Here is a 23,593-nt window from a genome sequence, read left to right on the forward strand (position 1 = left end):
GGTTCAGACTTGTTCAGGGGTTCCGTTACTCAACTATATCCGACATAAACCATTAGAGGAAATATTCCTATGGAAACCTTGACACAGGAAAAGTGTGAGGCCTGTCGCGCTGACGCACCAAAAGTCAGCGATCAGGAGCTTGCTGAGCTGATTCGCGCCATTCCGGATTGGAATATCGAGGTTCGGGACGGGATCATGCAGCTGGAGAAAGCCTTCCCTTTCAAAACCTATGTTGCCGCACTGGATTTCACCAACAAGGTAGGTGCTCTGGCCGAGGATGAGGGCCATCACCCTGCGCTGCTCACCGAATGGGGAAAGACCACGGTAACCTGGTGGTCGCACAAGATCAAAGGCCTGCACCGTAACGATTTCATCATGGCGGCGAAAACCGACCAGCTGTATAACGGGTGAGCGGCAAGAAAGGTAAGAAAGACGGCAAATGAGCGCTAAGTTTAGGGTGGCATGCCCCACTGGCGCATACACTATCCCTATTCGCCGCCCTTATTTGCGGGCAATAAACTCAAAAAAGCGCAGCATTGTCGCACCGCATTTATGGATTATCAGGAGAGGGCATCCTTCATCTGTTGATCCTGCATCTGTTTGTGCCGCTCGATCTCTGCCTTTTTCCGCATCTCGAGGAACTCTCTCCGCTGTTTGAGACGCATCGCTACCGCACGCTCTTTGAGTGGGATGGTGAGGTCACCGAACAGCACCTGTTTCAGCAGCCTGACGCCAAACTGCATCAGCGCCAGATCCTCATTCTCAACTCTCTCATAGAAAGAGTCTTCCATATCGTATGACGCTTTGAATGAATCAGTCAGTACAAATCGGCGTAATCGATCCACATCGTAGGAACACATGAAGAAGAACTGCAGGCTGGTATCGGAGGGGCGACCGATGGCGGGTCCGGCCGATCTCTTTTTCAGTATCAGCTGCAGCCACTCCCGGTTGATCTGATCATAGAGCTCGACCTCCTGCTCATGCCGATAGTCGTCGACGGCGGTTTCACGATCTTCCCCGTGCCCCTTGCAGTGATCCTCTTGAATCAGAAAATTACGGGTCTCTTCCTCTGGGGCATCCGCTTCCTTCAGCGCCAGTTGACCAACCGGATAGTAACGACAAGCAGTCGGACGATCCTTATAGACACTGCAACCTTCTTCGGTAACGAAATCACAGGCACCGCCATTGTCGGTGCGTAATTTCACACCCGGCACCCCATCCTTGTCCATCTCGAAGGGAATCGTGTGGTTTTTCAGGAAATCTGTGGCACTGACCCCCAGATTGTCTTTCAGACGCAATATGTCGTAAGGCGTCAGCTGAATATCCGCGTGTTTACAGCAGGCATTGAAGCAGGATATCCCCGTGTGGCAATCAAATTTAATCTTGGCACTTGGTTCCAGAACCGCAGGTACGAAACTGCTCTTGAGGGGAAACTCGATTTTTTCACTCATCATGGAGCTCCGAGTTCAGGTTTGGCTGTTTCACCACAAGATCCTCAGAGAATGCGACGACATTGTCTGTGTAACATAGACCCGATTTGGTCTGTAACAGCTATCTGCTATCACTTGAATAGCTTGGACTTGTCGACGATGTCGACATGTGCACGCTTGAAACACTTGTAGGTCTTACTCTCTTTGTCGTAGATCGAGTTGACGAAGCACTTCCAGTTCTCTTCGTCGATAAAATTCTTATCCATACGATAGTAGAAACCGGGATAACGAGACTCTTGACGAAACTGAATGTGTTTCATGTGAGCTTCAGCAGTCAGGATTCGATGATAGTTCTCCCAGGCACGCAGCAATTCGTGGAGGTCTTTCGCACGCATCTTGAGCGCATCCTCTTTCAGTATTTCCAGCTTCTGCTCAGCCAGTCCGAGCATCTGCTCGTTGGTGGTGTAATAGGTAGAAATACCGGCAACGTACTCATCCATAATCTTCTGCAGACGGAACTGCAGCATGCGAGGCGTGATGTAGTTGGGGTTAACATCGATCGCCGTGGTGTAGTCCTTGTGCTCAAGGTAGTTACGGACCGGACGGTAGATCGCTTCGACCAGGGTATCGACGTCGGCGTCCAACTCAGGTGTGAACTCTTTGTTGTCCATGACGTATTTGACCATCGCCTTGGCAGCCAGTCGACCTTCAGCGTGTGAACCGGAAGAGAACTTGTGACCGGAAGCACCCACCCCGTCACCGGCGGTAAACAGACCTGAAACTGTGGTCATACCGCGGTAGCCCCAATGCCAACCCTTAGGCAGGTGATCCGGTACGCCGGTTTCAGTCTCGTCGGTCGGCGCACCCACATCATCAGGACCGGAGGTCCAGATTCCGCAACAGCCGGAGTGAGAACCCAGCAGGTAGGGTTCAGTGGGCATCAGCTCGGAATTCTTTTTTTCGGGCTCGATATTCTCACCGGCCCAGATTCCGCACTGGCTGACGCACATGTCGAGGAAGTCTTCCCAGGCTTCAGCTTCCAGATGCTTAACCTCGCGAGGAGAGAGAGTCTCACTAAGATTCCCCAGAGCGGTTACGGTATCCATCCAGATCGGACCGCGACCTTCACGCAGCTCTTTCAGCAGCAGGTGGTTACGCAGACAGGATGCGGGAACGGCCGCCTTTCCGTAAGGCGGATAGTCATCCAGCATTTCCTTGTTGCGGTCCATGTAGTCCTCACCAAAAGCATTGGTAGCTTTCGACTTGAACAGCATGAACCAGGCGCCGACTGGACCGTATCCGTCCTTGAACCGGGTAGGGACGAAGCGATTTTCCATCATGGTCAGCTCTGCACCCGCCTCAGCAGCCATGGCATAGGTGGAACCGGCATTCCATACAGGGTACCAGGCACGACCCTGACCCTCAGCCACCGAGCGTGGACGGAAGATGTTTACACAACCACCGGCGGCCAGCAGGATGGCTTTAGCCTTGAAGATGTAGAGTTTGTTCTCACGCACGGAAAATCCGACAGCACCGGCAATGCGGTTGTTGTCGTTTTTGTCGTTAACCAACTTAACGATGAAGACATGCTCTTGAATATTGTCCGCACCCAACGCTTTCTTCGCCGACTCGGCAACGATCCATTTGTAGGACTCACCATTGATCATGATCTGCCACTTACCGGAGCGTACCGGCTTCCCGCCGTCTTTCAACAAAGTCATGCCTTTGGAGCCGTCGTGACGTTCCCCTTTCTCGTCAGTCTTCCAGATCGGCAGGCCCCACTCTTCGAACAGATGTACGGATTCGTCGACGTGACGACCCAGGTCGTAAGTCAGGTCATCACGGGTGATTCCCATCAGATCGTTGGAGACCATACGGGCGTAGTCAGCAGGATCCTGTTCAGAGCCGATGTAAGTGTTGATTGCGGAGAGACCCTGGGCAACCGCACCGGACCGATCCACAGCCGCCTTGTCGATCAGCTTGACTTTGATATCACCACCGGCGGCTTGCACCCAGGGACCGATTTCGTAGGCAGCACCACAACAGGCCATACCGCCGCCGATCAGGAGGATGTCTACCTCCTCCAGGACAACTTCCGGATTTCCGAATTCAGCCATACCAATACCTCAAATTAACTCTATATCCTGAATAATCAGATTGAATCCAGCTTATTTACGAATCAGCTCGTCAGCATCACCGGCACGATAGCCGTTCTGCTCGTTATGATTGAAGAAACCGGGCTCGTCGATCTTAGCCATATCCGCAGCAGGCTTACCGCCATAAGGATCGATAGAACCCACAGGAGTGGTGCGGATCGGGAATTTGAAGCGCTTCATGGTGCCGTTGCGCAACTTGATGCTCCACATGATGGAGTCGGTCCCGCGCAGAGGCTGTACCATGGCGCCGAGAGGAACAATGTCGGCGTATGGACGCACTTCGATCGCCTGTTGAGGACAGATCTTGACACAGGAATAGCACTCCCAGCACTGCTCAGGCTCCTGATTGTATGACTTCATGGCATGACCGGTTTCACTACCGTCCATATCCAGCTTCATCAGGTCATGAGGACAGATATACATACAAGCTGTCATGGCCTGGCCTTTACAGCCATCGCACTTCTCAGTACGCACAAATGTAGGCATGGGGTTTTTCTCCTAAGGGTTCACTGCAGTGATTCAGCTGCCGCCCAAGCAGCGACTTTAAAGCACAATCGAAAGAAAATCCCGGCGTAGGAGATTTTATTCTCACTAATGATTAAGCCCGTGATACGAACCAGCCTCGGCCAGCCCACGATGGTAGGCGCTCCTTCGCAAACACACGCACGACCGGAAATCAGGCGACAACATTAACGCCTTGAGGGGCGCTAGCCAAACTTTCTTCGTTGAGGGCAGATAATAGACGATAAAATGACCTACACCATTGTAAATCTTAATCTTTTACTTATCTTAACAACTCTTGATCGATATCAAAAATCAGCGATAAGATCATAAAAGCCTCTCTCCCAAGAAGCCAATCATCGGCACCTACCTGAACTTATCTCTCCCATGGAAGACAGTTAGAACCGATTGCAACCGATGCTACTCATGCCCAACAGAGTAGTTTCCATCACTCACACCATTGACATAGCGCCTCTTGTGAAAGACTTTCAGAACCAAAACCAGGTTTATTGACAGCCACTTTCCCAGCTACCGGGCCAATAAACTGAACTTCTCCCCGGGATTGGGTTAGAGTGGGACTTTTTGAAACATTGTCATGAGCCAATCACACCCTCCAGAGGTCCTGTTTCTGCTCGCCACCGGCTGCCACCACTGCCCAATGGTACTGGAGAGCCTGACTCAGCAGCTCAAACAGGGCAATCTCGCCCGACTCGATGCGGTCAACATCGTCAACAGCCCAGAAGTCGCCCAGCAGTTGGGAGTCCGCAGTGTACCCTGGACCCGCATCGGCCGTTTTGAACTGGATGGGGTGATGTCACCGAAAGAGGTGTCCCAATGGATTGAACGGACAGCGCTTGAAACGGGTGTGGCGGACTATTTCAGTGAATCCCTGGCAGCGCAACGCAGTGACAAGGTGATCCACTGGCTGGAGGAGAGTCCACAGGATCTGCAGGTGTTGCTGGAGCTGCAGGAGAACGATGCCACCCCGATGGCGGCACGTATCGGTATCGGGGTGGTGATGGAACAGTTGGAAGGCGACCCCCGACTCAGTCACGCACTGCCGACCCTGATCACGCTCAGTCGCTCGAAGCAGGCCAATATCCGCGCCGATGTGGCACACTACCTTGGCCTGACCCACCATCCGGATGCCAGGCCGGCACTATTGGAAATGGTCAATGACAGCCACCCCGATGTCAGGGAGATTGCAGAAGAGTCATTGGCGCTTTTGAACAATGTCAGCGGATAGCGACTCTATCCAGTGTTGCAATGCCTCCATTGCCAGGCATTGCGCCTTGACTCCTGGCCAGAGAGAGCTTCTATAATCGTCAAGCAATACGAGACACCATACTCAAGTGGCCAGCTTGGCACAACCCATCATAATTTGCGGAAGAGGTTTAATGGATAGACGGGATCAGATACTGACGATGCATGCTCAGTTCATCAATCAGGTTGTTACAATCGGACAGCAACCCGATCGCCAGGATGATTTCGAAGAGCTGCTGACTCTGGCTGAGCAGAGCGGCTGGACCGACTTGACCGCCTGCATTCGCAAGATCTTCCAGCAGGGTCGACGGGATTTGGAGCTGCTCAACCCGCTCGATGAAGAGGACCGGGTGATCGCCGAATCGATCCTGCAGGGCCTGCAGGACCCCTCCACCCTGCCCGACCCCAATGCCAAGCCCGATCCTGCACTGGCGGCCCCCGGGCTGGCCTCAATGATCCATGCGGCCGGTACCGGCAACCCTCAGGCTCTGCAGATCATCGCTGAGATGGCCGACCAGATGAACAAGGCAGGCGGGCCGATGGCTCACCTTGCCGCCGTGATCAGGCCCATGATCAACGGTGAACGGGAAGCCGACAAACTGTGCAAAGGGATGGACAGCCGTACCGAAAAGATGGTGCTGGGTATCCTGGATGAGCTGAAACAGCTGGACGAGGGGTAGCATGGCCAGACGCTTCATCATCATCGCCGGGATCAGCGGCTTGCTGCTGGTCACCCTGGGTGCCTTTGGCGCCCACGCATTGGAACGGGCAATCCCCGCAACCCATATGGTCTGGTGGCAGAAAGCGGTCCACTATCAGGGGCTGCATACCCTTGCCCTGCTGGCTGTCGGCGTGCTGATCCTGCACCATCCGGTTCGTGCACTGCTGCTCTCAGGCTGGCTGTTTCTGGCCGGCATTCTGCTGTTTTCCGGCAGCCTCTATGTGATGGCGTTGACCGACCTGCGCAGCCTGGCCCTGTTGACCCCGATCGGTGGCACGGCCTTCATTGCCGGCTGGCTAACCCTGGTGATCGGCGCCTGGCGCCTGCCCGACCTGCACCCCCGATAACCCGTGAGCCGCCGCTGAGCAACACCACTGATGGATATTCAGGCCTTTTCAAACCGTCTGCAGAAGAACCATCGCCACTGGAGCAAATGGGCGAGGCGACGGGAGATCAGCTGTTTCCGCATCTATGACCGGGACATCCCCGAGTTCCCATTGGTCATCGACTGGTATGACGGTCAGGTTCATCTGCAGATCTTTGCCGGCAAGGGGATGCAGCCCCTGGATCATCACCAACAGCAGCAGATCGGTGAAGCGGTCAGTGAAACCCTGCAGATCCCGCAAAGCTGGATCGCGGTAAAAACTCGCCAACGGCAGCGCGGACTGAATCAGTATGAGAAGACCGGAGAGCACGGCGAACCGATGATTGTCAGTGAGGGGGGCTTGCGCTTTGAAGTGGAGCTGAGGCGTTATCTGGATACCGGTCTGTTCCTCGACCACCGCAACACCCGCAAGCTGGTGCGCGACAAAGCCGCCGGCAAGCGGGTACTGAATCTGTTTGCCTATACCGGGAGTTTTTCCGTCTACGCAGCCGCCGGAGGCGCCCTGGCCACGGTCAGTGTGGATATGTCCAACACCTATCAGGAGTGGACCGGCAGAAACCTCAAGCTGAATGGCTTCAACGGTGATGAGCATGAGTTGATCCGGGAGGATGTCTTCCAATATCTGCAGCGGGCCAACCGGGAACGTCGCCAGTTTGGCCTGATCATTCTCGACCCGCCAAGTTTCTCCAACTCCAAACGTATGGATGAGACCCTGGATATCCAGCGGGATCAGCAGCGACTGATCGATGCCTGTCTTGCTCTGCTCAACCCGAATGGGCAACTGATCTTCTCCACCAACCGCAAAGGCTTCAAGCTGACTCCGGAGCTGGCGCAGAGAGCCGGTTGCCAGGAGATCACCCAGCAGATTGTGCCGGAAGATTTCAAGCGTCGTCTGCCCTATCGATGCTGGACCTTTCCGGCACCTTCCGCCAATTCACCTGTCTGACAAATAATCCGGCGAGCAAAACGCTCACTTTCAGCCGCAGTGAGCATGCCAGGCTTTGATCAAGGGTCTGCTTGAAGTCCTGAAAGTGAACAATTTGCTCGCCGGGTTAATTGAGACCGACACTTGACGCAACGCAAAAATTACACTCTCATAGCGAGCTATAGACCGGGTCGGTTCTGATTCAGTCCAGCAGTCGAATCCGCTGCACAAGTGACTCACAAACCTTCTCGAACAGCGACAATCCAAAACCTAAGCGACCTAGCAGGGATGAAGAACAAATGCTGACAAAAGTAGTGCTGACGATTATCGGACTGGCCGTGCTGATCGGCATTCCAGCCGCAATCAAAATGCAGCAGTTCCAGGCCATGGCCGATATGCAGATGACCATGCCGCCAGAGATCGTCACCGCCGATCAGGTGAAACGGCAACAGTGGCCCAACACCCTCTCAGCCACCGGATCCCTGGTTGCCGTGCAGGGTGTGACCGTGAGTGCGGAGCTGGGCGGTAAGATCAATAAGATCGCCTTTGAATCCGGCGACCGGGTCAAGGTCGGCGACCTGCTGGTGCGACTCGACACCACGGCCGAAGAGGCACAGTTGCGATCGGCCGAGGCCGGGGCGAAGCTGGCGCGAATCAATCTCGACCGGAATCGCGGCCTGCGCGCCAACAAGACCGTCTCCCAATCCGATCTGGATACCTCTGAAGCCAACTACAAACAGGCCACCGCTCAGGTTGAAAATGTAAAAGCCACCATCGCCAAAAAGACCCTGCGCGCACCGTTCTCCGGTCAGCTTGGCCTGCGCCAGGTCAACCTGGGGCAGATCATCGAACAGGGCACACCGGTAGTCACCCTGCAGACCATCGACCCGATCTATGCGGATTTCTCCCTGCCCCAGCAGCGCTTCTCCAGTATCGCCGTCGGCAACGAAGTGCGCATTACCACCGATGCGGCTGAAGACAAAAGCTTCAACGGCAAGATCGTCGCCATCAATCCGGAGATCGATCAGGCGACTCGCACCGTGCGGATCCGATCCACCCTGTCGAACCAGGAGGAGCTGTTGCGTCCCGGCATGTTTGCCAACGTCAAAGTGATTATGCCGCAGCAGGATGATGTGCTCGCCATTCCGGCCACTTCGGTGCTCTATGCCCCCTACGGCGATACGGTGTTTGTCATCGACACCACCAAGGATGAGGCAACCGGCGAGGAACAGAAAACCCTGCGTCAGCAGATCATCCGTCTGGGACAGACCCGGGGAGACTATGTATCGGTCGTCACCGGCCTCAAGGAGGGTGAGACCGTGGTCACCAGCGGGGTGTTCAAGTTACGGCCGAACATGGCGGTGGTGGTGGACAACACTCTGGCACTGGACGCCAAGCTGGAGCCCAAGCCGGCCAACGAATAAACCAGAACCAGGCATCTTTTAGGGCCTGTTAACTACATAGGGACATTCATCCTGTGGCTAAAACCAAAGCCTTTACCGATCTCTTTATCCAGCGCCCGGTTCTCGCCATCGTGGTCAACTTACTGATCGTGATTGCCGGCATCCAGGCCTGGAACAGCCTCAATATCCGCCAGTACCCACTGAGCGAAAACTCCACTGTGAATATCTCCACAGTCTATGTGGGGGCCAATGCGGAGTTGGTGCGGGGCTTCATCACCACGCCCCTGGAGCAGGCGATCGCCTCGGCCGACGGGATCGAGTATATCGACTCGAAGAGTCTGCAGGGCTTCTCCATGATCAACGCCCGGCTGAAGCTCAACTATCCACCCACCAAGGCCCTCGCGGAAATCACCGCGAAGGTGAATCAGGTGCGTAACGACCTGCCCGCCGAGGCCCAGGTGCCGGCGATTTCGATTCAATCCGCCGACTCCCAGTTTGCCTCCGCCTATCTCAGCTTCGCCTCGGATATCCTCTCCCAGGCGGAGATCACCGACTACCTGATCCGGGTGGTTCAACCCAGACTCGCAGCGGTCGCCGGGGTGCAGCGGGCCGAGGTGCTGGGTGCCCGCACCTTCGCCATGCGCATCTGGCTGAAGCCGGACAAGATGGCGGCGCTGCACGTCAGTCCTTCCCAGGTGCGCCAGGCACTGGCCGCCAACAACTTTCTCGCCGCCATCGGCACCACCAAGGGCTCCCTGGTGCAGGTCAACATGACCGCCAACACCGATCTCCATTCGGTGGAAGAGTTCGAACAGCTGATCATCCACCAGAGCGGCGACAGCATCGTTCGCCTGCAGGATATCGCCGATGTGACCCTGGGCGCGGAAGACTACGACACCTCAGTGCGCTACACCGGACAGACCGCTGTCTTCATGGGCATCTTCCCGCTGCCCAGCGCCAACACCATCGATGTCATCAAGCTGGTGCGGGTGGAGATCGACGCCATCGCCAAGGATCTGCCCTCCGGGCTGGAAGTGAATATCGGATATGACGCCTCCGAGTACATCGCCAATGCGATCACCGAGGTGACCAAGACTCTGGGAGATACCCTGCTGATCGTGATCGCGGTGATCTTTCTGTTTCTCGGTTCGATCCGGTCGGCCCTGGTGCCGACCATCGCGATACCGGTGTCGCTGATCGGCAGTATCTTTCTGATGCAGATCTTCGGCTTTACCCTCAATCTGCTGACCCTGCTGGCCATCGTGCTCTCGGTGGGACTGGTGGTGGACGATGCCATCGTGGTGGTGGAGAACATCGAACGCCATCTTCGTGAAGGCCGCAGCAAACGGGAGGCCGCACTGCTCGGCGCCCGGGAACTGCTCGGACCGGTGATCGCGATGACCGTCACCCTGGCCGCCGTCTATATGCCGATCGCTCTGCAGGGAGGCTTGACCGGCGCCCTGTTCCGCGAGTTTGCCCTGACCCTGGCGGGGACGGTCACCATCTCAGGTATCGTCGCCCTGACCCTGTCGCCGATGATGTCGTCTCATATGCTGAAGAGTGCCGCCGATGAGGAGAAGGGGTTCACCGGCTGGGTCAATCACCACTTCGACCGACTGCGCGCAGCCTACGGCCGGTTGATCGGCCGAACCATGCAGTCCCGCCCCTACGTCTATGTGATCTGGTTGGTGGTGGCCGCCGCGGCTGTGCCGATGTACATGCAGTCCCCCAAGGAGCTAGCCCCCAGTGAGGATCAGAGCGTGGTGTTCGGCATCATCAACTCAGCGGCCAATGCCACTGCCGATCAGAAGCGCTTCTATGGCGCTGCGGTGGAGAAGGCCTTCCTGGATGTGGAGGAGGCGGATCTCAGCTTCCAGATTCTGTTCGCCCCTTCGGTGGGCGCCCAATTCGATACCGACGGCTTCTCCGGTGTGGTGGTCAAACCCTGGCATGCTCCCAGGGAGCGCACCGTGTTCGAGATCCAGCAGGAGATCCAGGGCAAGCTCGCCTCCATACCCGGCTTCCAGATCTTTGCCACCACCCCACCGGCCCTGCCCGGCGGCAGCAATTTTCCGATTGAGTTCCTGATCACCTCGACGGCGGATGCCAAACAGCTGCTGGAGTTTGCCCAACAGATCCAGGGCAAGGCAATCGAAAGTGGCATGTTCATGTTTCCGCCACAGATCGACCTGAAGTATGACCAGCCACAGGCCCAGGTAGTGCTCGACCGGGATAAGATCGGCGCGCTCGGACTGAACCTCAACCAGGTTGGCCTGGATATGGCGGCGGCGCTCGGTGGCGATTATGTCAATCGCTTCAATATTGCCGGGCGCAGTTACAAGGTCATTCCACAGATCGAACGCTCCCAGCGGCTCAATCCGGATCAGCTGACGGAAATCTATGTCAGCGGACCCGAGGGTGAGCTGATCCCGTTGAGTGCGGTTGCGCATATCGAAAACACCACGGTGCCCCGTTCGCTGAACCGCTTTCAGCAGCTGAATGCGGTCAAGCTCTCCGGCATGACCAACCGCACCCTGGACCAGGGACTGGCGGTACTTGAAGAGGCGGCGGCCGAGATCCTGCCACCAGGTTACGGCATCGACTACACCGGCGAGTCGAGACAGCTGCGTCAGGAGGGCAATAAGTTTCTGCCCGCCTTTGCACTGGCGATCGTGATGATCTTTCTCGCCCTGGCGGTCCAGTTCAACTCCTTCCGCGACCCGGGTATCATCCTCTTGGGCTCGGTTCCCCTGGCGATGTTCGGCGCGCTGCTGTTCACCTTTCTGAAGATGCCCAATCCGAACCTCCCCTTCTGGACAAACGGTTGGACTACCACCCTGAATATCTATGCCCAGGTCGGCCTGGTGACCCTGGTGGGACTGATTGCGAAAAACGGCATCCTGATCGTCGAGTTCGCCAACAAGCTACAGGAGCAGGGGCTGAGCAAGATCGACGCGGTACAGGAAGCGGCGATGACAAGACTGCGGCCGATCCTGATGACCACCTTCGCCACGGTGGCGGGTCACTTCCCGCTGATCCTGGTCACCGGCGCCGGTGCGGCAGCGAGAAACTCGATTGGCCTGGTACTGGTCGGCGGCATGGCGGTGGGCACCCTGTTCACCCTCTTCGTACTACCCTCCATCTATGTCCTGATGGCCAAGGATCACCAGGCTGAGGCGGCAGAAGATGAGCATGAGTCCGCTTCAGCCAACTCCGCGAGGGACCTGGTAACCGAGTAGCTCTGCAAATCGATTACACGATTAACCTTCTACCCCATTCGCATGGGTAGGAGGCTTAGAGAGAAAGACAGATCCGAGTAAGGAAGTTTTTTCAAACCCGGAAGCTTTACCAGCCGTGTTTAGCCGCAGTCTGACTGTACGATTAGGCGACTCAGTCAGCTCAGATTTCTATGGTTTCCTTGCAATAACTCTCCGACTAAATCGATTGAATAAGACCAGCCAAGGTTTTTTTGAGGGGTTCGATTAGTCTCTAGAATCAGCTCACCGATATCGATGTATTTAAACCCGCCGTGATACAGAATTGAACTCTTATACAAGTAGACAAGGTCGTTCATATTACCGATCACACGTTTACTGACTGTTTTTGTAAACTCATGTTCTTCATAGCCGCTAAACACTTTATTAATTTGGCCAACATCAAAACCCTCGATGGTTAACAATTGATCGAGACTCTCCAGGAATATTTCTGGAAGTCTTTTAATGTTCCTCTTCTTCACGCCAAACAGAATAAAAGACAGCAGTGTTTTTTCATTTACAAAAATTAGCGTTTTACGTCTATCCACTGTAAACAAGTTGGCATACCAGTCACCCAGCAAAGTGTGACTTTGTTTAACCACAGCGAGCTCACTTTTCTTGATACCGAGCTCTTTTTGGACTTTAGCTGTACACCGAATTTGTAACATGTTGCTTCAATCTAATAGTGTAAAATTAAATTCTAAAAATCCGTGATGATAGAAAGAAATTTACAATCAGCCTAATTTTCAACTTGGAACCAGGTATTTTTTACTCAGTATTCTTATTATATGGGCGCCCTGAATTATTGTAAAACGCCCAGGCTCTATGGAGAACGAACGTAATCAGTTGTCAAGCGCTTGTTATGCATTTATTTTATCGCTGATAACCCATATGGAAATACCGTCTACTGTGCTTGCTTGCACACTAATTATTTTGGCGCCAATTTTCGAAACGTATGATGGAATTTCTCCATTTCTTCGATATCGTTTGTAATTACCATAGTGCCCGGTAAATAATTCATCTATGCCAATGCCAAGCTTACCCGAAAAAGAATTTGCCTTTGTGTAGTCGGCTATCAAGACTTTTTTTGAAACGTCCACCATCATTCTCAGTAGTTTACATGCATCTTTTTCACATAGTTCATGCAAACATAATGTACTAGTAGCAATATCATACTTTAAATTAGATAGATTTAGAGCATTGATACATTCAAAAGTAATATGATCCAGTTCTTTTTCTCGCCGTTTCCCTTCGGCATAGTTAATCATATCTCGATCAAGGTCGACACCATATCCACTTCGGATTTTTGATGCGGATTGAAAAATCAAATCACCTGTACCGCACCCAATTTCAATGATGGATGAACCATGATCTATTAGCTCTAGTAATTCTTTACGTAATGGCGCTAAAACCCGATCTGCTGCCCTGCTTTTTATCCAAACCTTTAGTTTCATCGTATGTCATTTATTGCACAGCATCGCATTCTTCGATTTGTTTGCTGTAATGAATTGTTGGTGTGATTCACTTTCAGTACTTTCTCACTTTAGTAGTTATATATGCATTACTCTTCCACCTGTAAGTAAATACAGTGCAACTTCACTAACAGCAATGCTTCCAATGCAGCTTCCAATCTCAAATTTAGAAGCCGTATATATTTACTAATCGAATAGTATCTATCGAGCATAATCAATAGCACGTTCTTTATGAATAGTGATATCAAATACACTGAACATAGAGCAAAGCCAAATCCATTTAGACTTAACTTAGCCATGCTACCTCTGTTTTCTTCGTTTTCAACCCTAACGCCTCAATATGGAGACGAATGGAGCGAAACGACTGAAGGCACTGCCAGAGGCGCTCATTGATTGATTTGTTTAAATAAATTGCTTTCCTAGCCAATTACTATACCCTGAAGACTCTTCGTTTTGTCATTTATCCTTGATAGCTGACCAAGCGCTCAACCACTGAGGCGGTCAAATGACAAATCCACGCTTACGTTACCAAACCATTGAGTTTGGAAAAATAGATATACACCTTTGCACGCTTCGGAATAAACAGGAATTCCATGACCCGGAGGGTATCGCTGAAAAGCTAGGCATTTCTTCCGCGGCTTGGCCAATTTTCGGAGTAGTTTGGCCGTCAAGTTTGGTTCTGGCACACCATATCTGCAACTATGGTATTGGTTCTAAACGAGTTTTAGAGATTGGGTGCGGCACAGCTCTCAGTAGCTTGCTGCTCAATAAGCAGCACGTGGATATTACAGCAACAGATTATCACCCAGAAGCCGAAAATTTTTTAAATAGAAATTCCGAGCTTAACGGAGATGCCCTTATTCCTTTTGAGAGAACAGGTTGGGCGGATAACAACGATAACCTAGGACGTTTTGATTTAATTATTGGCAGTGATCTATTGTATGAGGATGAGCATATAGGATTACTTTCTAACTTTATTCGAGAACATTCAAATCCAGAATGCGAAGTTATAATTGTAGATCCTGGGCGAGGCAGGAAAAACAAACTTGCAAATAAACTGCTTGAGCTTGGTTATAGATCTTCATTCTCTAAGCCTGAAAATAGTGATTATCTAGACAACGAATTTAAAGGCGATATTTTACAGTTTGTGCGGAGCAGACAGCCAAGAAAGTAACCGAGCAAAATTAAGGACATCCCAACTTTTGACCCTTTAAACAAATCTGAGTCTCGATGAATCCTTCTTAATCCTGATTTTGGCATTCTACCTCTTTTCTGTTGGATTAAGGCGTCTACTTTTTTGGAAGCATTTCCACATCCTTTTGAATGCGCTGTTATCTGAAAACACTGGCATCGAATACCAGTTTGATCTTACATATTTTTTCACCTTCAACCTCAAAGATTTGTGCCATGCGTGTTTGAATTCCTGCCTTTGAGAATATATACACCAAGCACGCCGAGTTTTGATTTTCGTAAACCTCCTCTAAGACGTAGTGCACATCTATAGGAGGATTTTTTCGCAAAGCTACCAAGTACTCTTTTGCAGATGAGGACTTATGAAACGGACCATCAAAAATTAAGTTGTCCGCCAACAATGGCTCCATATTTTCCAATGACTCATTACCAAAAAATGATTTCATGTAACTTTTTGCTAATTCTGCTGGCTTAGTCATTTCTATAAATCACATAGCGCTTACGCTCAGAGGCGAGAGTGATACGTGCATCCTTCTGCTGCGACAGGTTATGCATTACCCAGCCCCCCGTAACCACTTGTATACTTCTACAAAAAACCTATGCCCAATCATAAGTAACAATCCAATCACAAAACTAATCGATGACAGCTTTAATGCAGTAATAATTGATGTTGAATCCATGCCATATTCAAGTTCATTGTATTTACCCATAACGAAATACAATGTCGGAAGTTGTGAAAACGCCATATATACACCAATTAGGAATGTTCCTGCTGCCACAATATTTACATCATCAATCAATTTAACTTCTGTACTTTTATTATTAATAACAAACTTTGAAATGGGTACTGATAACAACCAAATAACAATACCACTCAATAATGGCATCGCTATACTAAGAAGCTGGAGAGTTGACAGCTCTTCTTTAAAGTTTGAATTAACTATCGGTAACGCAATACCCATACCTGCAATGGCATTGATGCCAATAACGATCTGGTATATTGAAATAATTCGTAGTCCAATTATTGCAATACTATTCATACTTCCCTTCTATGCATAACATGTATTCAAAGGCATATTGCCTTACATCCAGACTAATCACCCAGTTCAAAGTGACACCTTCCCGCTATCCTGCAATTATTACTGGATAGCAGACCATCTTCACCGCGATAAACGGAATAGTTGCCATCTATCTACGATCTACAGGAGGGAAAACCGATCTGCGCCAACCTCCTTGTCTGCCTATTTATTATACAAATAATCATCATTTTTCCAGGGTTACGGCCTTTCATGTGATAGAGGGACTATTTTTAACCTGGTCATTTCGTGCAAATTGCCTGCTATCCTGATTGGTGCCAATAAGCCTTAGCTACCCAACTAAATTACCAATCCATACAACCGAAAAATGCACACCAAGCAATAGAGACTGACCTCTTTACTCGAATTTATCGCTCGACTGTTCTCAATGAAACATATTGGAAGGCTGTTTCGAGGTTCCGGTGTTGTGTAAAGTAGGAAGGTGATTGTTTGGTTATAGCAATCCCTTAGCAGATTTTAGTAAATCACTATTTACATACTCTCGTTACAAAACATATCCATAGTCAATGTCTTCCATTCTAACCCTATTCGGATCCAGCTTCCTTGCCTCCACACTTCTACCTGGCGGCTCGGAAGCCATACTGATATGGAATCTCCAACAAGACATTCATCCAGCGCAACTGCTCTGGCTTACGGCCACGCTGGGCAATACCCTGGGTGGTCTGAGCAGCTGGCTGATCGGTTGGTGGCTCGCGAAACGCTTTCCCGGAAAGGGCCTGAAGGATCAGCACCAGCGACAGGCGCTGGAGCGGATCGGCCGCTACGGCAGCCCGGTGTTGCTGTTCTCCTGGCTGCCTATCGTTGGGGATCCACTCTGCCTGGCTGCCGGCTGGGCAGGCGTCAGATTCAGCCTGGCCATGTTGTTTATCGGATTAGGCAAGGGGATACGCTACGCCGTAGTTATCTGGCTTTCAGAGGTAGCACTGTAATCGCTGATAAATCAGAATTAAGTACGCTAAAGAGAAGGGCTCACTGCGTGTTTATCTTTCGTAACCAGATGTAACGCTTCGCGTCCACCCTCTCCCCAACCCCTCTCCCATAAAGGGAGAGGGGCTTTTGAAGTTACTGTTTGGGGGTTTGAAATCTTGCGGAAAATCGGTGCTGATTCACGGCAATATATTACTTAACTACTTGCGCCAGAAGGCCGGGGTCAACAGCACCAGCAGGGTGAAGATCTCCAGGCGTCCCAGCAGCATGGCGAAGCAGAGTATCCATTTCGCCGGGTCGTTGAGGCTATCGTAGTGGGCTCCGACATCGCCCAACCCGGGGCCGAGGTTGTTGATACTCGCCGCGACCGCTGAAAAGGAGGTCATCAGATCCAGACCGGTTGAGGCCAGTGCCAGATACATCACCCCGAAGCTGGCCACATAGAGGGCGAAGAAGCCCCACACCGCATCGACGATGCGCCAGGGTATGGTCTTGCCGCCAACCCGGATCGGAATCACCGCATTGGGGTGGATCAAACGGTTGATCTCCCGCAGCCCCTGTTTGACCAGCAGCAGAAAGCGAATCACTTTGATGCCACCGCCGGTCGAGCCGGCACAGCCGCCGATGAAGCTGGCAAAGAGCAACAGGATCGAGATAAATCCTGGCCAGAGGGAGTAGTCGGCGGTGGTGAAGCCGGTAGTGGTGCCGATGGAGACCGCCTGAAAGATGCCGCGGGTGATCGATTCGCTCCAGGTACCGTACACGCCCATCAGGAAGAGGGCGACGGAGACCAGGATAATGACGATACTCAGGGTGGTGATATAGCCGCGAAACTCCGAATCCTCGAAGTAGGTTTTCAGTGAGCGGCGGCGAAAGGCGAGAAAATGCAGCGCAAAATTGACGCCGGAGAGGAGCATGAAGACCACCGCGATCATCTCGATCAGCGTGCTGTCGTAGTAGCCGATGCTCTCATCATGGGTGGAAAAACCGCCGATCGCCACCGTTGAGAAGGCATGCCCCAGGGCATCGAACGGTTTCATGCCGGCCAGCCAGTAGGCGAGCATGCAGCTCAGGGTCAGCCCCAGATAGATGAACCAGAGCGCCTTGGCGGTTTCGGTGATCCTCGGGGTCAGTTTGTTATCCTTTACCGGTCCCGGAGTCTCGGCGCGATAGAGCTGCATACCACCGATGCCCAGCATCGGCAGTACCGCGACGGCCAACACGATGATGCCCATGCCACCCAGCCACTGCAGCTGCTGACGATAGTAGAGGATCGACATCGGCAGCTCATCGATGCCGACGATCACCGTCGCCCCGGTGGTGGTCAGTCCGGAGACCGATTCAAACACCGCATTGGTGAGACTCATGTTGAAGCTCTCGGCAAACATGAACGGCAGGGAGCCGGTGAGGCCGAGCACCACCCAGAACATCACCACCACCAGAAAGCCATCCCGCACCCTGAGATCCTGATGCCGATTGCGCACCGGCGCCCAGAAGGCCACCCCGAGACCCAGGGTTACGATGAAGGCATCGGTAAAACCGATCAGCGCACCATCATCCACCCAGACAGAGATCGCCAGGGGCGGCAACATGGTGAGGCTGAACACCATCAGCAACACACCCAATATTCGCTGTACCACAAACAGATGCATCTTACAGACAGGCCCTTATAGAAAGGTCACACCGACCTGGAACAGTTTTTCCACTTCATGGATCTTTCGCTTGTCCACCAGGAACAGGATCACGTGATCGCCACTCTCGATCATGGTGTCATGATGGGCGATCAAGACGTCTTCGCCTCGCACCACCGCACCGATGGTTGAGCCCTTGGGCAGTTTGATCTCCTCAATCACCCGGCCAACCACCTTGGATGAGCTGCGATCTCCGTGGGCAACCGCCTCGATCGCTTCGGCCGCACCACGCCTCAGTGAGTGAACCTGGGCCACATCGCCCCGCCGCACATGAGTCAGCAGGGTACCGATGGTGGCCTGTTGTGGAGAAATGGCGATATCGATGATCCCACTCTGCACCAGATCCACATAGGAGGGGCGGTTGATCAGCGCCATCACCCGTGCCGCGCCGAGACGCTTGGCAAGCATCGCCGAAAGTATGTTGGCCTCGTCATCGTTGGTGACAGCACAGAACACATCGGTGTTCTCGATGTTCTCCTCCAGCAGCAGATCTTCATCCGCCGCATCCCCATGCAGCACAATGGTCATATCGAGACGCTCTGCAATCTCCCGTGCCCGGGACTGATTGTTTTCGATCAGTTTGATCCGGTATTTCTGTTCCAGTGAGGAGGCCAGCCGTCGGCCAATATTGCCGCCACCGGCCAGGATCAGTCGTTTATAGGGCTTTTCCAGTTTCTGTAGCTCACTCATCACCGAGCGGATATTTTCCGCTGCGGCAATGAAGAAGACCTCATCCTCCGCCTTGATCTCCGTATCCCCCTGGGGCTGGATCACCTCACCCTCCCGGTAGATGGCCGCCACTCTGGCATCCACATTGGGCATATGCTCATACAGGGTTGAAAGCTCATTGCCCACCAAGGGACCACCATAAAACGCCTTGATGCCCACCAGCCGCACCCGCCCATCGGCAAAATCAAGCACCTGCAGAGCACCGGGGTACTCGATCAGCTTGAGGATGTAGTCGGTCACCAACTGCTCAGGACTGATCAACACATCAACTGGAAAGCCTGGCTTCTCGAACAGTTTCGGGTAGTCGAGATAGCCTTGGGCGCGAACCCTGGCGATCTTGGTGGGGGTATGAAACACCGTATAGGCCACTTGGCAGGCCACCATATTGGTCTCATCACTGTTGGTGACCGCCAATATCATATCCGCATCTTCCGCCCCGGCACGGCGCAGCACATCCGGGTGACCGGCATGCCCCCTGACCGTGCCCAGATCAAGACGGTTTTGCAGTTCAGTCAGCAGGTCCAGGTTCTGGTCAACCACCGTGATGTCATTGGCTTCGCTGACCAATGCATTGGCAACCGAGCGTCCAACCTGACCGGCACCGAGAATAATTATTTTCATTTTTTCATCGGGTGTTGTTGATAAAGGCCAGCAAATTATCGGTCACATTCTGTCCAGCTACCTGAGTCGACTTGAACGATCGGCTGCAAACCCACAACCGGCCCTCACTGCCGGATACATACGAATGAAATATAGCATTCATAAAAACACCACTAATATGACACCGTTTCGCAATGCCTGCTACCTAGAATGCACGCGGCTTACAAGTATTACGCCTTAATGGGGAGCATATTCTATGTTGCAAAAGAAATCATTTCGTCTGTTAGCTTTGCCGGCATCCATCACGGCCGCTATTTTATGTTCATCTCTGCTACTTACCGGCTGTGACGGTGATGATGGCGACGACGGTGTCGATGGTCAAAACGGTGTTGACGGCACCAACGGCACCGATGGTGCTGACGGTATTACCAACTATGTTCCCCTGGGCCTGAAGCGCCTGGCGACCGCTCCACTGGATGCGGAGTTCACCGGCCTCTATCTCAACAGTGACAACACCTTGTTCCTGAACGTTCAGCATCCCAGCAGCAGCAATACCACCACCGATGCGGCTGGTAAAGTCTTCGACAAAGGCACCGTAGGTGTCATCGTCGGCCAGGATTTCTCTGCTCTGCCTGAGAACTTCGGCGCACTCGACCTGCCGGTCAGTACTGCCCAGAAAGAGGTGGTCATGACCGCCGTCGGCTCTTACCAGGTACTCGCACAACAGGGCGACAGTCTGGATGATGGCCTGGCCATGGGCGACATTATGACTGCCGATGGCGCCACCCAGATCAAGAGTTCCAACGACCCTGACTTCAACGGCGTTGTCTCTGACGGTAATGGCGGCTTCTACGTCTACACCAACTGGGAGGATCGTCCCGGCAGCATGAGCCGTATCCAGGTGAGTGGCCTGACCGATAGCGGTTACGGCAACATCACCCAGGAAGGCATGATCGATTTCTCCGGTGTCGGCGGCACCTGGGTCAACTGTTTCGGTACCGTCAGCCCCTGGAACACCCCAATGTCTGCCGAAGAGCTCTACTTTGATGACACCTCAGACTGGTTCAATCCTGACTACGAGTACTTCAGCAATCCACAGTCTCTGGCCACCTACCTGGGATATCCCACAGATGGTAGCGGTGACTGGCCGAACCCATACCGTTACGGCTACATCGTAGAAATCGGCAACGCTGCCGATGCTGCGGTTGCCAACGTGACTGTGAACAAGCTGGAGACCATGGGTCGCTTCTCGCATGAGAACTCGGTTGTCATGCCTGACGACAGAACGGTCTTCCTTAGCGACGACGGTACCGGCGTTGTGTTCTTCAAGTTCGTCGCTGATGTGGCCGGCGACATGAGCGCGGGCACCCTGTATGCCGCACAGATCACTCAGGCTGCGGGTGTGAATGATCCCGCCGAAGCGGCGCTCGGCATCGAGTGGATCGAACTGGCCAGCATGGGCGAAACGCAGATTGAAGCGGCCATCGCCTCCTTCGACGGCACCTTTGCCGATGGTAACTACATCACCGATGAGCAGGTCTGTGACTGGGCCGAGTCCAAATCGGGTGCCGACCTGAGCTGTGACGAGGACGTCACTGTCGACGCCAACCCCTTCAGCGATGACCGTGTCGCCTACCTGGAGAGCCGCAAAGCGGCTGTTGCTCTGGGCGCTACCGGGGAGTTCCGCAAGATGGAAGGTGTCAACATCAACTACAACCTGGCCTCGACCTGGTGGAACGGCGGCGCGGCTGACGGCGACCAGGCCTACATGTACATGGCCATGTCCAGCTTCGACGCGACCATGAGCGACGACGAAGGCGCCATTCAGCTGAATGGCGACAACGGCAAGTGTGGTGTTGTCTACCGCATGAAGCTGATGCGCAACGCCGCCGGTGAGGTTGATGTGATGACCATGGTACCGGCGATTGTCGGTGGTCCTTACTACGCTGACCGCTCGGTCAACGAGTGTAACGTCAATAACATCTCCAATCCTGACAACCTGCTGATCATGGACGACGGTCGGGTACTGATCGGTGAGGATACCGGCAACCACGAGAACAACGTGGTCTGGGTATTCGATGATCCAGCAATCTAATCATCTGAGGTAGATTGCACAACCAAGGAAGTTGGGGGGTGGCTGATGCCGCCCCCCTTTTGCGTTTAGGAGATTACGAATGAAAGCACTATTTTCAATGATTCCTATCCTGGTGATGGTCTCTCTCAGCGGATGCGGTGGTTCGAGTGACTCTGACAATCAGAGTGACAACCAGAACCACTCGCTGAGCTTCCCAACCGACTATGCAAAATCCCCCGCCGGCACATTGCGCCCGGAGGAGACCGGTCTGGTCTACAACCAGGAGGCGATCGTCCCTCCCCAGTGCTACACCAAGCATGAGGCGACCCATAATCCCTGCATGACCTGTCACCAGTCCTATACTTTCGGCAGCCGACCGAACACCATGGATGATGCCGCACTGCAGGCGGAATACTCATTCTCTGAGATCGGCGTGACCAACCACTGGCAGAATCTGTTCGAAGACCGCTCGGAAGCGGTTGCTCAGATCAGTGACCAGGAGGTCATCGACTATATCTACACCGACAACTACACGACCCTGATCGAACAGCTGCAGAGCGAATCCTGGAATGGACCTGTACCGGCCATTGAAAACCTCCACCTGGGGGCTGGCGCGTTCGATCAACAGGGATTCGCCCTGGACGGCAGCCACTGGGTGGCCTTCAACTACAAACCCCTGCCCAGCACATTCTGGCCGACCAACGGCTCCACCGACGACGTGATGATCCGGCTCCCCGCGGAGTTCCGCGAGCAGAGCTGTAACGGCAGCGGTTACTCCCGGGATACCTACATCGCTAATCTCGCCATCGTTGAAGCGGCGATACAGGATCTGCAGCAGATCTCCCTGCCGCCGGTGGATGAAAACAACTTCTGTATGGACCTCAACGGTGACGGACAGCTTGGTGTCGTTGAAGAGATAGAGCGTCCTGATTTCTATGTGGGCAACGCCTCGGGAATCAGCGTAACACCCATGCTCTACCCGGAGAATACCGAGTTTCTGCATACCGTGCGTTACGTGGGCCTGGCTGAAGATATGTCGATCAACATTCCGGCACGAATGAAAGAGGTACGCTATATGCGCAAGCATACCTTCTACTCGGCACCGGCCCTGCTCTCTCAGTACGGCAATGAGAAACAGGAGAAACTCGATGGCAATCTGCCCAACTTCGTCTCCCGCGGCGACGATGGCCTGGACAACGGTTTCGGTTGGCAGGTGTTAGGCTTTATCGAAGCGGCAGACGGCCATCTGCGCAAACAGAGCGAGGAGGAGACCCTCTTCTGCATGGGTTGTCACACCAGCATCGGCAGTACCATCGACCAGACCTTCGCCTTCCCTCGCAAGGTTACCGGAGCGGCAGGCTGGGGATATATCGATCTGCAGGGAATGCAGGATGCGCCGAATGTGGGCGGCACGGAAGGAGAGATCCTCAACTACCTGAAAATCGCCGGCGGCGGTAATGAGTTCCGGGAGAACCCGGAGATCATCGAAAAGTGGTTCAATGAGGATGGCAATGTCAACGAAGAGAAGGTCTCGGCGGCCGACGTCTATGAACTGATCACCCCCAGTGCAGAGCGCGCCCTGACCCTCAACAAGGCCTACATGGCGATCGTGAAGGATCAGGACTTCATTCACGGCCGTGACGCCAATGTCACACCAGCAGTGAATGTCTATCGGGAGGTGGATCCAGAAACCGCTCCGGTGCTGCCGGAAGATCGTCAATACAGCTGGGATATGCGCCTGGCCTGGTAACTGCCACTAGCCTGTAACCATCGC

20 protein-coding genes are annotated in these 23,593 nt (G+C 53.2%); 11 read left to right on the forward strand and 9 right to left on the reverse strand.

From position 1 onward, the window contains the following. The first annotated feature begins 69 nt into the window (after positions 1–69). On the forward strand, positions 70–411 hold the full coding sequence (locus AC4IE8_RS14715; protein ID WP_068988976.1) for a 4a-hydroxytetrahydrobiopterin dehydratase: 342 nt from the start codon (positions 70–72) through the stop codon (positions 409–411). A 149-nt stretch (positions 412–560) separates the two neighbouring features. Here AC4IE8_RS14715 and AC4IE8_RS14720 read toward each other — a convergent pair whose 3' ends face one another. From AC4IE8_RS14720 to aprB, 3 genes are all read right to left on the reverse strand, one after another. Beyond that, positions 561–1,451, reverse strand: a complete 891-nt coding sequence (locus AC4IE8_RS14720) for a YkgJ family cysteine cluster protein (RefSeq protein WP_490791340.1) — start codon at positions 1,449–1,451, stop codon at positions 561–563. A gap of 110 nt (positions 1,452–1,561) precedes the next feature. Then, on the reverse strand, positions 1,562–3,547 hold the full coding sequence (aprA, locus tag AC4IE8_RS14725) for an adenylyl-sulfate reductase subunit alpha (protein WP_068988972.1): 1,986 nt from the start codon (positions 3,545–3,547) through the stop codon (positions 1,562–1,564). Positions 3,548–3,598: 51 nt separating this feature from the next. Next, positions 3,599–4,072 (reverse strand): adenylyl-sulfate reductase subunit beta, encoded by a 474-nt coding sequence (aprB, locus tag AC4IE8_RS14730; protein WP_490791341.1) that lies wholly within the window; start codon positions 4,070–4,072, stop codon positions 3,599–3,601. Positions 4,073–4,682: 610 nt separating this feature from the next. Here aprB and AC4IE8_RS14735 point away from each other — a divergent pair. The 6 genes from AC4IE8_RS14735 (at position 4,683) to AC4IE8_RS14760 (ending at position 12,023) form a co-directional block, all read left to right on the forward strand. Beyond that, on the forward strand, positions 4,683–5,333 hold the full coding sequence (locus AC4IE8_RS14735; RefSeq protein ID WP_490791342.1) for a HEAT repeat domain-containing protein: 651 nt from the start codon (positions 4,683–4,685) through the stop codon (positions 5,331–5,333). A gap of 151 nt (positions 5,334–5,484) precedes the next feature. Beyond that, a complete protein-coding gene (locus AC4IE8_RS14740; protein ID WP_068988964.1) occupies positions 5,485–6,030 on the forward strand; it encodes a hypothetical protein in 546 nt (181 codons plus the stop codon). A 1-nt stretch (position 6,031) separates the two neighbouring features. Continuing rightward, the gene (locus tag AC4IE8_RS14745) at positions 6,032–6,418 is read left to right on the forward strand and encodes a DUF423 domain-containing protein (RefSeq protein ID WP_068988961.1); all 387 of its coding nucleotides are present in this window, start codon (positions 6,032–6,034) and stop codon (positions 6,416–6,418) included. A 30-nt stretch (positions 6,419–6,448) separates the two neighbouring features. After that, complete coding sequence (locus AC4IE8_RS14750) at positions 6,449–7,402, forward strand: class I SAM-dependent methyltransferase (protein ID WP_490791343.1); 954 nt, start codon at positions 6,449–6,451, stop codon at positions 7,400–7,402. A gap of 278 nt (positions 7,403–7,680) precedes the next feature. Beyond that, on the forward strand, positions 7,681–8,805 hold the full coding sequence (locus AC4IE8_RS14755; protein WP_068988954.1) for an efflux RND transporter periplasmic adaptor subunit: 1,125 nt from the start codon (positions 7,681–7,683) through the stop codon (positions 8,803–8,805). Between the two features lie 53 nt (positions 8,806–8,858). Beyond that, positions 8,859–12,023, forward strand: a complete 3,165-nt coding sequence (locus AC4IE8_RS14760) for an efflux RND transporter permease subunit (RefSeq protein WP_068988951.1) — start codon at positions 8,859–8,861, stop codon at positions 12,021–12,023. 155 nt (positions 12,024–12,178) lie between these two features. On the opposite strand, the gene AC4IE8_RS14765 is transcribed toward AC4IE8_RS14760, so the two are convergent. Further along, a complete protein-coding gene (locus AC4IE8_RS14765) occupies positions 12,179–12,706 on the reverse strand; it encodes a DUF6933 domain-containing protein (RefSeq protein WP_068988948.1) in 528 nt (175 codons plus the stop codon). A gap of 192 nt (positions 12,707–12,898) precedes the next feature. Then, positions 12,899–13,492: a class I SAM-dependent methyltransferase gene (locus AC4IE8_RS14770; protein ID WP_068988943.1), complete on the reverse strand. Its 594-nt coding sequence runs from the start codon at positions 13,490–13,492 to the stop codon at positions 12,899–12,901. Positions 13,493–14,015: 523 nt separating this feature from the next. Between AC4IE8_RS14770 and AC4IE8_RS14775 the strand changes: the two genes are divergently transcribed. Then, positions 14,016–14,684, forward strand: coding sequence for a class I SAM-dependent methyltransferase (locus AC4IE8_RS14775; RefSeq protein WP_068988937.1), 669 nt, complete (start codon positions 14,016–14,018; stop codon positions 14,682–14,684). A 157-nt stretch (positions 14,685–14,841) separates the two neighbouring features. On the opposite strand, the gene AC4IE8_RS14780 is transcribed toward AC4IE8_RS14775, so the two are convergent. Both AC4IE8_RS14780 and AC4IE8_RS14785 read right to left on the reverse strand, forming a co-directional pair. After that, positions 14,842–15,180, reverse strand: coding sequence for a nuclear transport factor 2-like protein (locus AC4IE8_RS14780; RefSeq protein WP_490791344.1), 339 nt, complete (start codon positions 15,178–15,180; stop codon positions 14,842–14,844). Positions 15,181–15,255: 75 nt separating this feature from the next. Continuing rightward, a complete protein-coding gene (locus tag AC4IE8_RS14785) occupies positions 15,256–15,741 on the reverse strand; it encodes a hypothetical protein (protein WP_068988931.1) in 486 nt (161 codons plus the stop codon). A 563-nt stretch (positions 15,742–16,304) separates the two neighbouring features. On the opposite strand from AC4IE8_RS14785, the gene AC4IE8_RS14790 reads away from it, so the two are divergent. Then, positions 16,305–16,727 carry a YqaA family protein gene (locus AC4IE8_RS14790; RefSeq protein ID WP_068988927.1) on the forward strand — a complete coding sequence of 141 codons (423 nt, stop codon included), beginning with the start codon at positions 16,305–16,307 and terminating at the stop codon, positions 16,725–16,727. Between the two features lie 198 nt (positions 16,728–16,925). Here AC4IE8_RS14790 and AC4IE8_RS14795 read toward each other — a convergent pair whose 3' ends face one another. Both AC4IE8_RS14795 and trkA read right to left on the reverse strand, forming a co-directional pair. Further along, a complete protein-coding gene (locus tag AC4IE8_RS14795; RefSeq protein WP_068988925.1) occupies positions 16,926–18,377 on the reverse strand; it encodes a TrkH family potassium uptake protein in 1,452 nt (483 codons plus the stop codon). A gap of 15 nt (positions 18,378–18,392) precedes the next feature. Next, positions 18,393–19,766, reverse strand: coding sequence for a Trk system potassium transporter TrkA (gene trkA / locus AC4IE8_RS14800; protein ID WP_490791345.1), 1,374 nt, complete (start codon positions 19,764–19,766; stop codon positions 18,393–18,395). Positions 19,767–20,001: 235 nt separating this feature from the next. On the opposite strand from trkA, the gene AC4IE8_RS14805 reads away from it, so the two are divergent. Further along, positions 20,002–21,840, forward strand: coding sequence for an alkaline phosphatase PhoX (locus tag AC4IE8_RS14805; protein WP_068988920.1), 1,839 nt, complete (start codon positions 20,002–20,004; stop codon positions 21,838–21,840). A gap of 79 nt (positions 21,841–21,919) precedes the next feature. Beyond that, positions 21,920–23,569: a hypothetical protein gene (locus AC4IE8_RS14810; protein ID WP_490791346.1), complete on the forward strand. Its 1,650-nt coding sequence runs from the start codon at positions 21,920–21,922 to the stop codon at positions 23,567–23,569. Positions 23,570–23,593: the final 24 nt, after the last annotated feature.

It is taken from the genome of Candidatus Thiodiazotropha sp. AKAK2, from assembly GCF_058244685.1.

What these genes read in the sequence shown, in the direction of transcription:
- AC4IE8_RS14750 (WP_490791343.1), top strand. Translation starts at nt 6,449, where the DNA reads ATGGATATTCAGGCCTTTTCAAACCGTCTGCAGAAGAACCATCGCCAC.
- AC4IE8_RS14775 (WP_068988937.1), top strand. Translation starts at nt 14,016, where the DNA reads ATGACAAATCCACGCTTACGTTACCAAACCATTGAGTTTGGAAAAATA.
- AC4IE8_RS14785 (WP_068988931.1), bottom strand. Translation starts at nt 15,741, where the DNA reads ATGAATAGTATTGCAATAATTGGACTACGAATTATTTCAATATACCAG.
- AC4IE8_RS14740 (WP_068988964.1), top strand. Translation starts at nt 5,485, where the DNA reads ATGGATAGACGGGATCAGATACTGACGATGCATGCTCAGTTCATCAAT.
- AC4IE8_RS14795 (WP_068988925.1), bottom strand. Translation starts at nt 18,377, where the DNA reads ATGCATCTGTTTGTGGTACAGCGAATATTGGGTGTGTTGCTGATGGTG.
- AC4IE8_RS14735 (WP_490791342.1), top strand. Translation starts at nt 4,683, where the DNA reads ATGAGCCAATCACACCCTCCAGAGGTCCTGTTTCTGCTCGCCACCGGC.
- AC4IE8_RS14720 (WP_490791340.1), bottom strand. Translation starts at nt 1,451, where the DNA reads ATGAGTGAAAAAATCGAGTTTCCCCTCAAGAGCAGTTTCGTACCTGCG.
- AC4IE8_RS14765 (WP_068988948.1), bottom strand. Translation starts at nt 12,706, where the DNA reads ATGTTACAAATTCGGTGTACAGCTAAAGTCCAAAAAGAGCTCGGTATC.
- AC4IE8_RS14755 (WP_068988954.1), top strand. Translation starts at nt 7,681, where the DNA reads ATGCTGACAAAAGTAGTGCTGACGATTATCGGACTGGCCGTGCTGATC.
- AC4IE8_RS14810 (WP_490791346.1), top strand. Translation starts at nt 21,920, where the DNA reads ATGAAAGCACTATTTTCAATGATTCCTATCCTGGTGATGGTCTCTCTC.
- AC4IE8_RS14805 (WP_068988920.1), top strand. Translation starts at nt 20,002, where the DNA reads ATGTTGCAAAAGAAATCATTTCGTCTGTTAGCTTTGCCGGCATCCATC.
- AC4IE8_RS14790 (WP_068988927.1), top strand. Translation starts at nt 16,305, where the DNA reads ATGTCTTCCATTCTAACCCTATTCGGATCCAGCTTCCTTGCCTCCACA.
- AC4IE8_RS14745 (WP_068988961.1), top strand. Translation starts at nt 6,032, where the DNA reads ATGGCCAGACGCTTCATCATCATCGCCGGGATCAGCGGCTTGCTGCTG.
- aprB (WP_490791341.1), bottom strand. Translation starts at nt 4,072, where the DNA reads ATGCCTACATTTGTGCGTACTGAGAAGTGCGATGGCTGTAAAGGCCAG.
- AC4IE8_RS14770 (WP_068988943.1), bottom strand. Translation starts at nt 13,492, where the DNA reads ATGAAACTAAAGGTTTGGATAAAAAGCAGGGCAGCAGATCGGGTTTTA.
- AC4IE8_RS14780 (WP_490791344.1), bottom strand. Translation starts at nt 15,180, where the DNA reads ATGACTAAGCCAGCAGAATTAGCAAAAAGTTACATGAAATCATTTTTT.
- trkA (WP_490791345.1), bottom strand. Translation starts at nt 19,766, where the DNA reads ATGAAAATAATTATTCTCGGTGCCGGTCAGGTTGGACGCTCGGTTGCC.
- AC4IE8_RS14715 (WP_068988976.1), top strand. Translation starts at nt 70, where the DNA reads ATGGAAACCTTGACACAGGAAAAGTGTGAGGCCTGTCGCGCTGACGCA.
- aprA (WP_068988972.1), bottom strand. Translation starts at nt 3,547, where the DNA reads ATGGCTGAATTCGGAAATCCGGAAGTTGTCCTGGAGGAGGTAGACATC.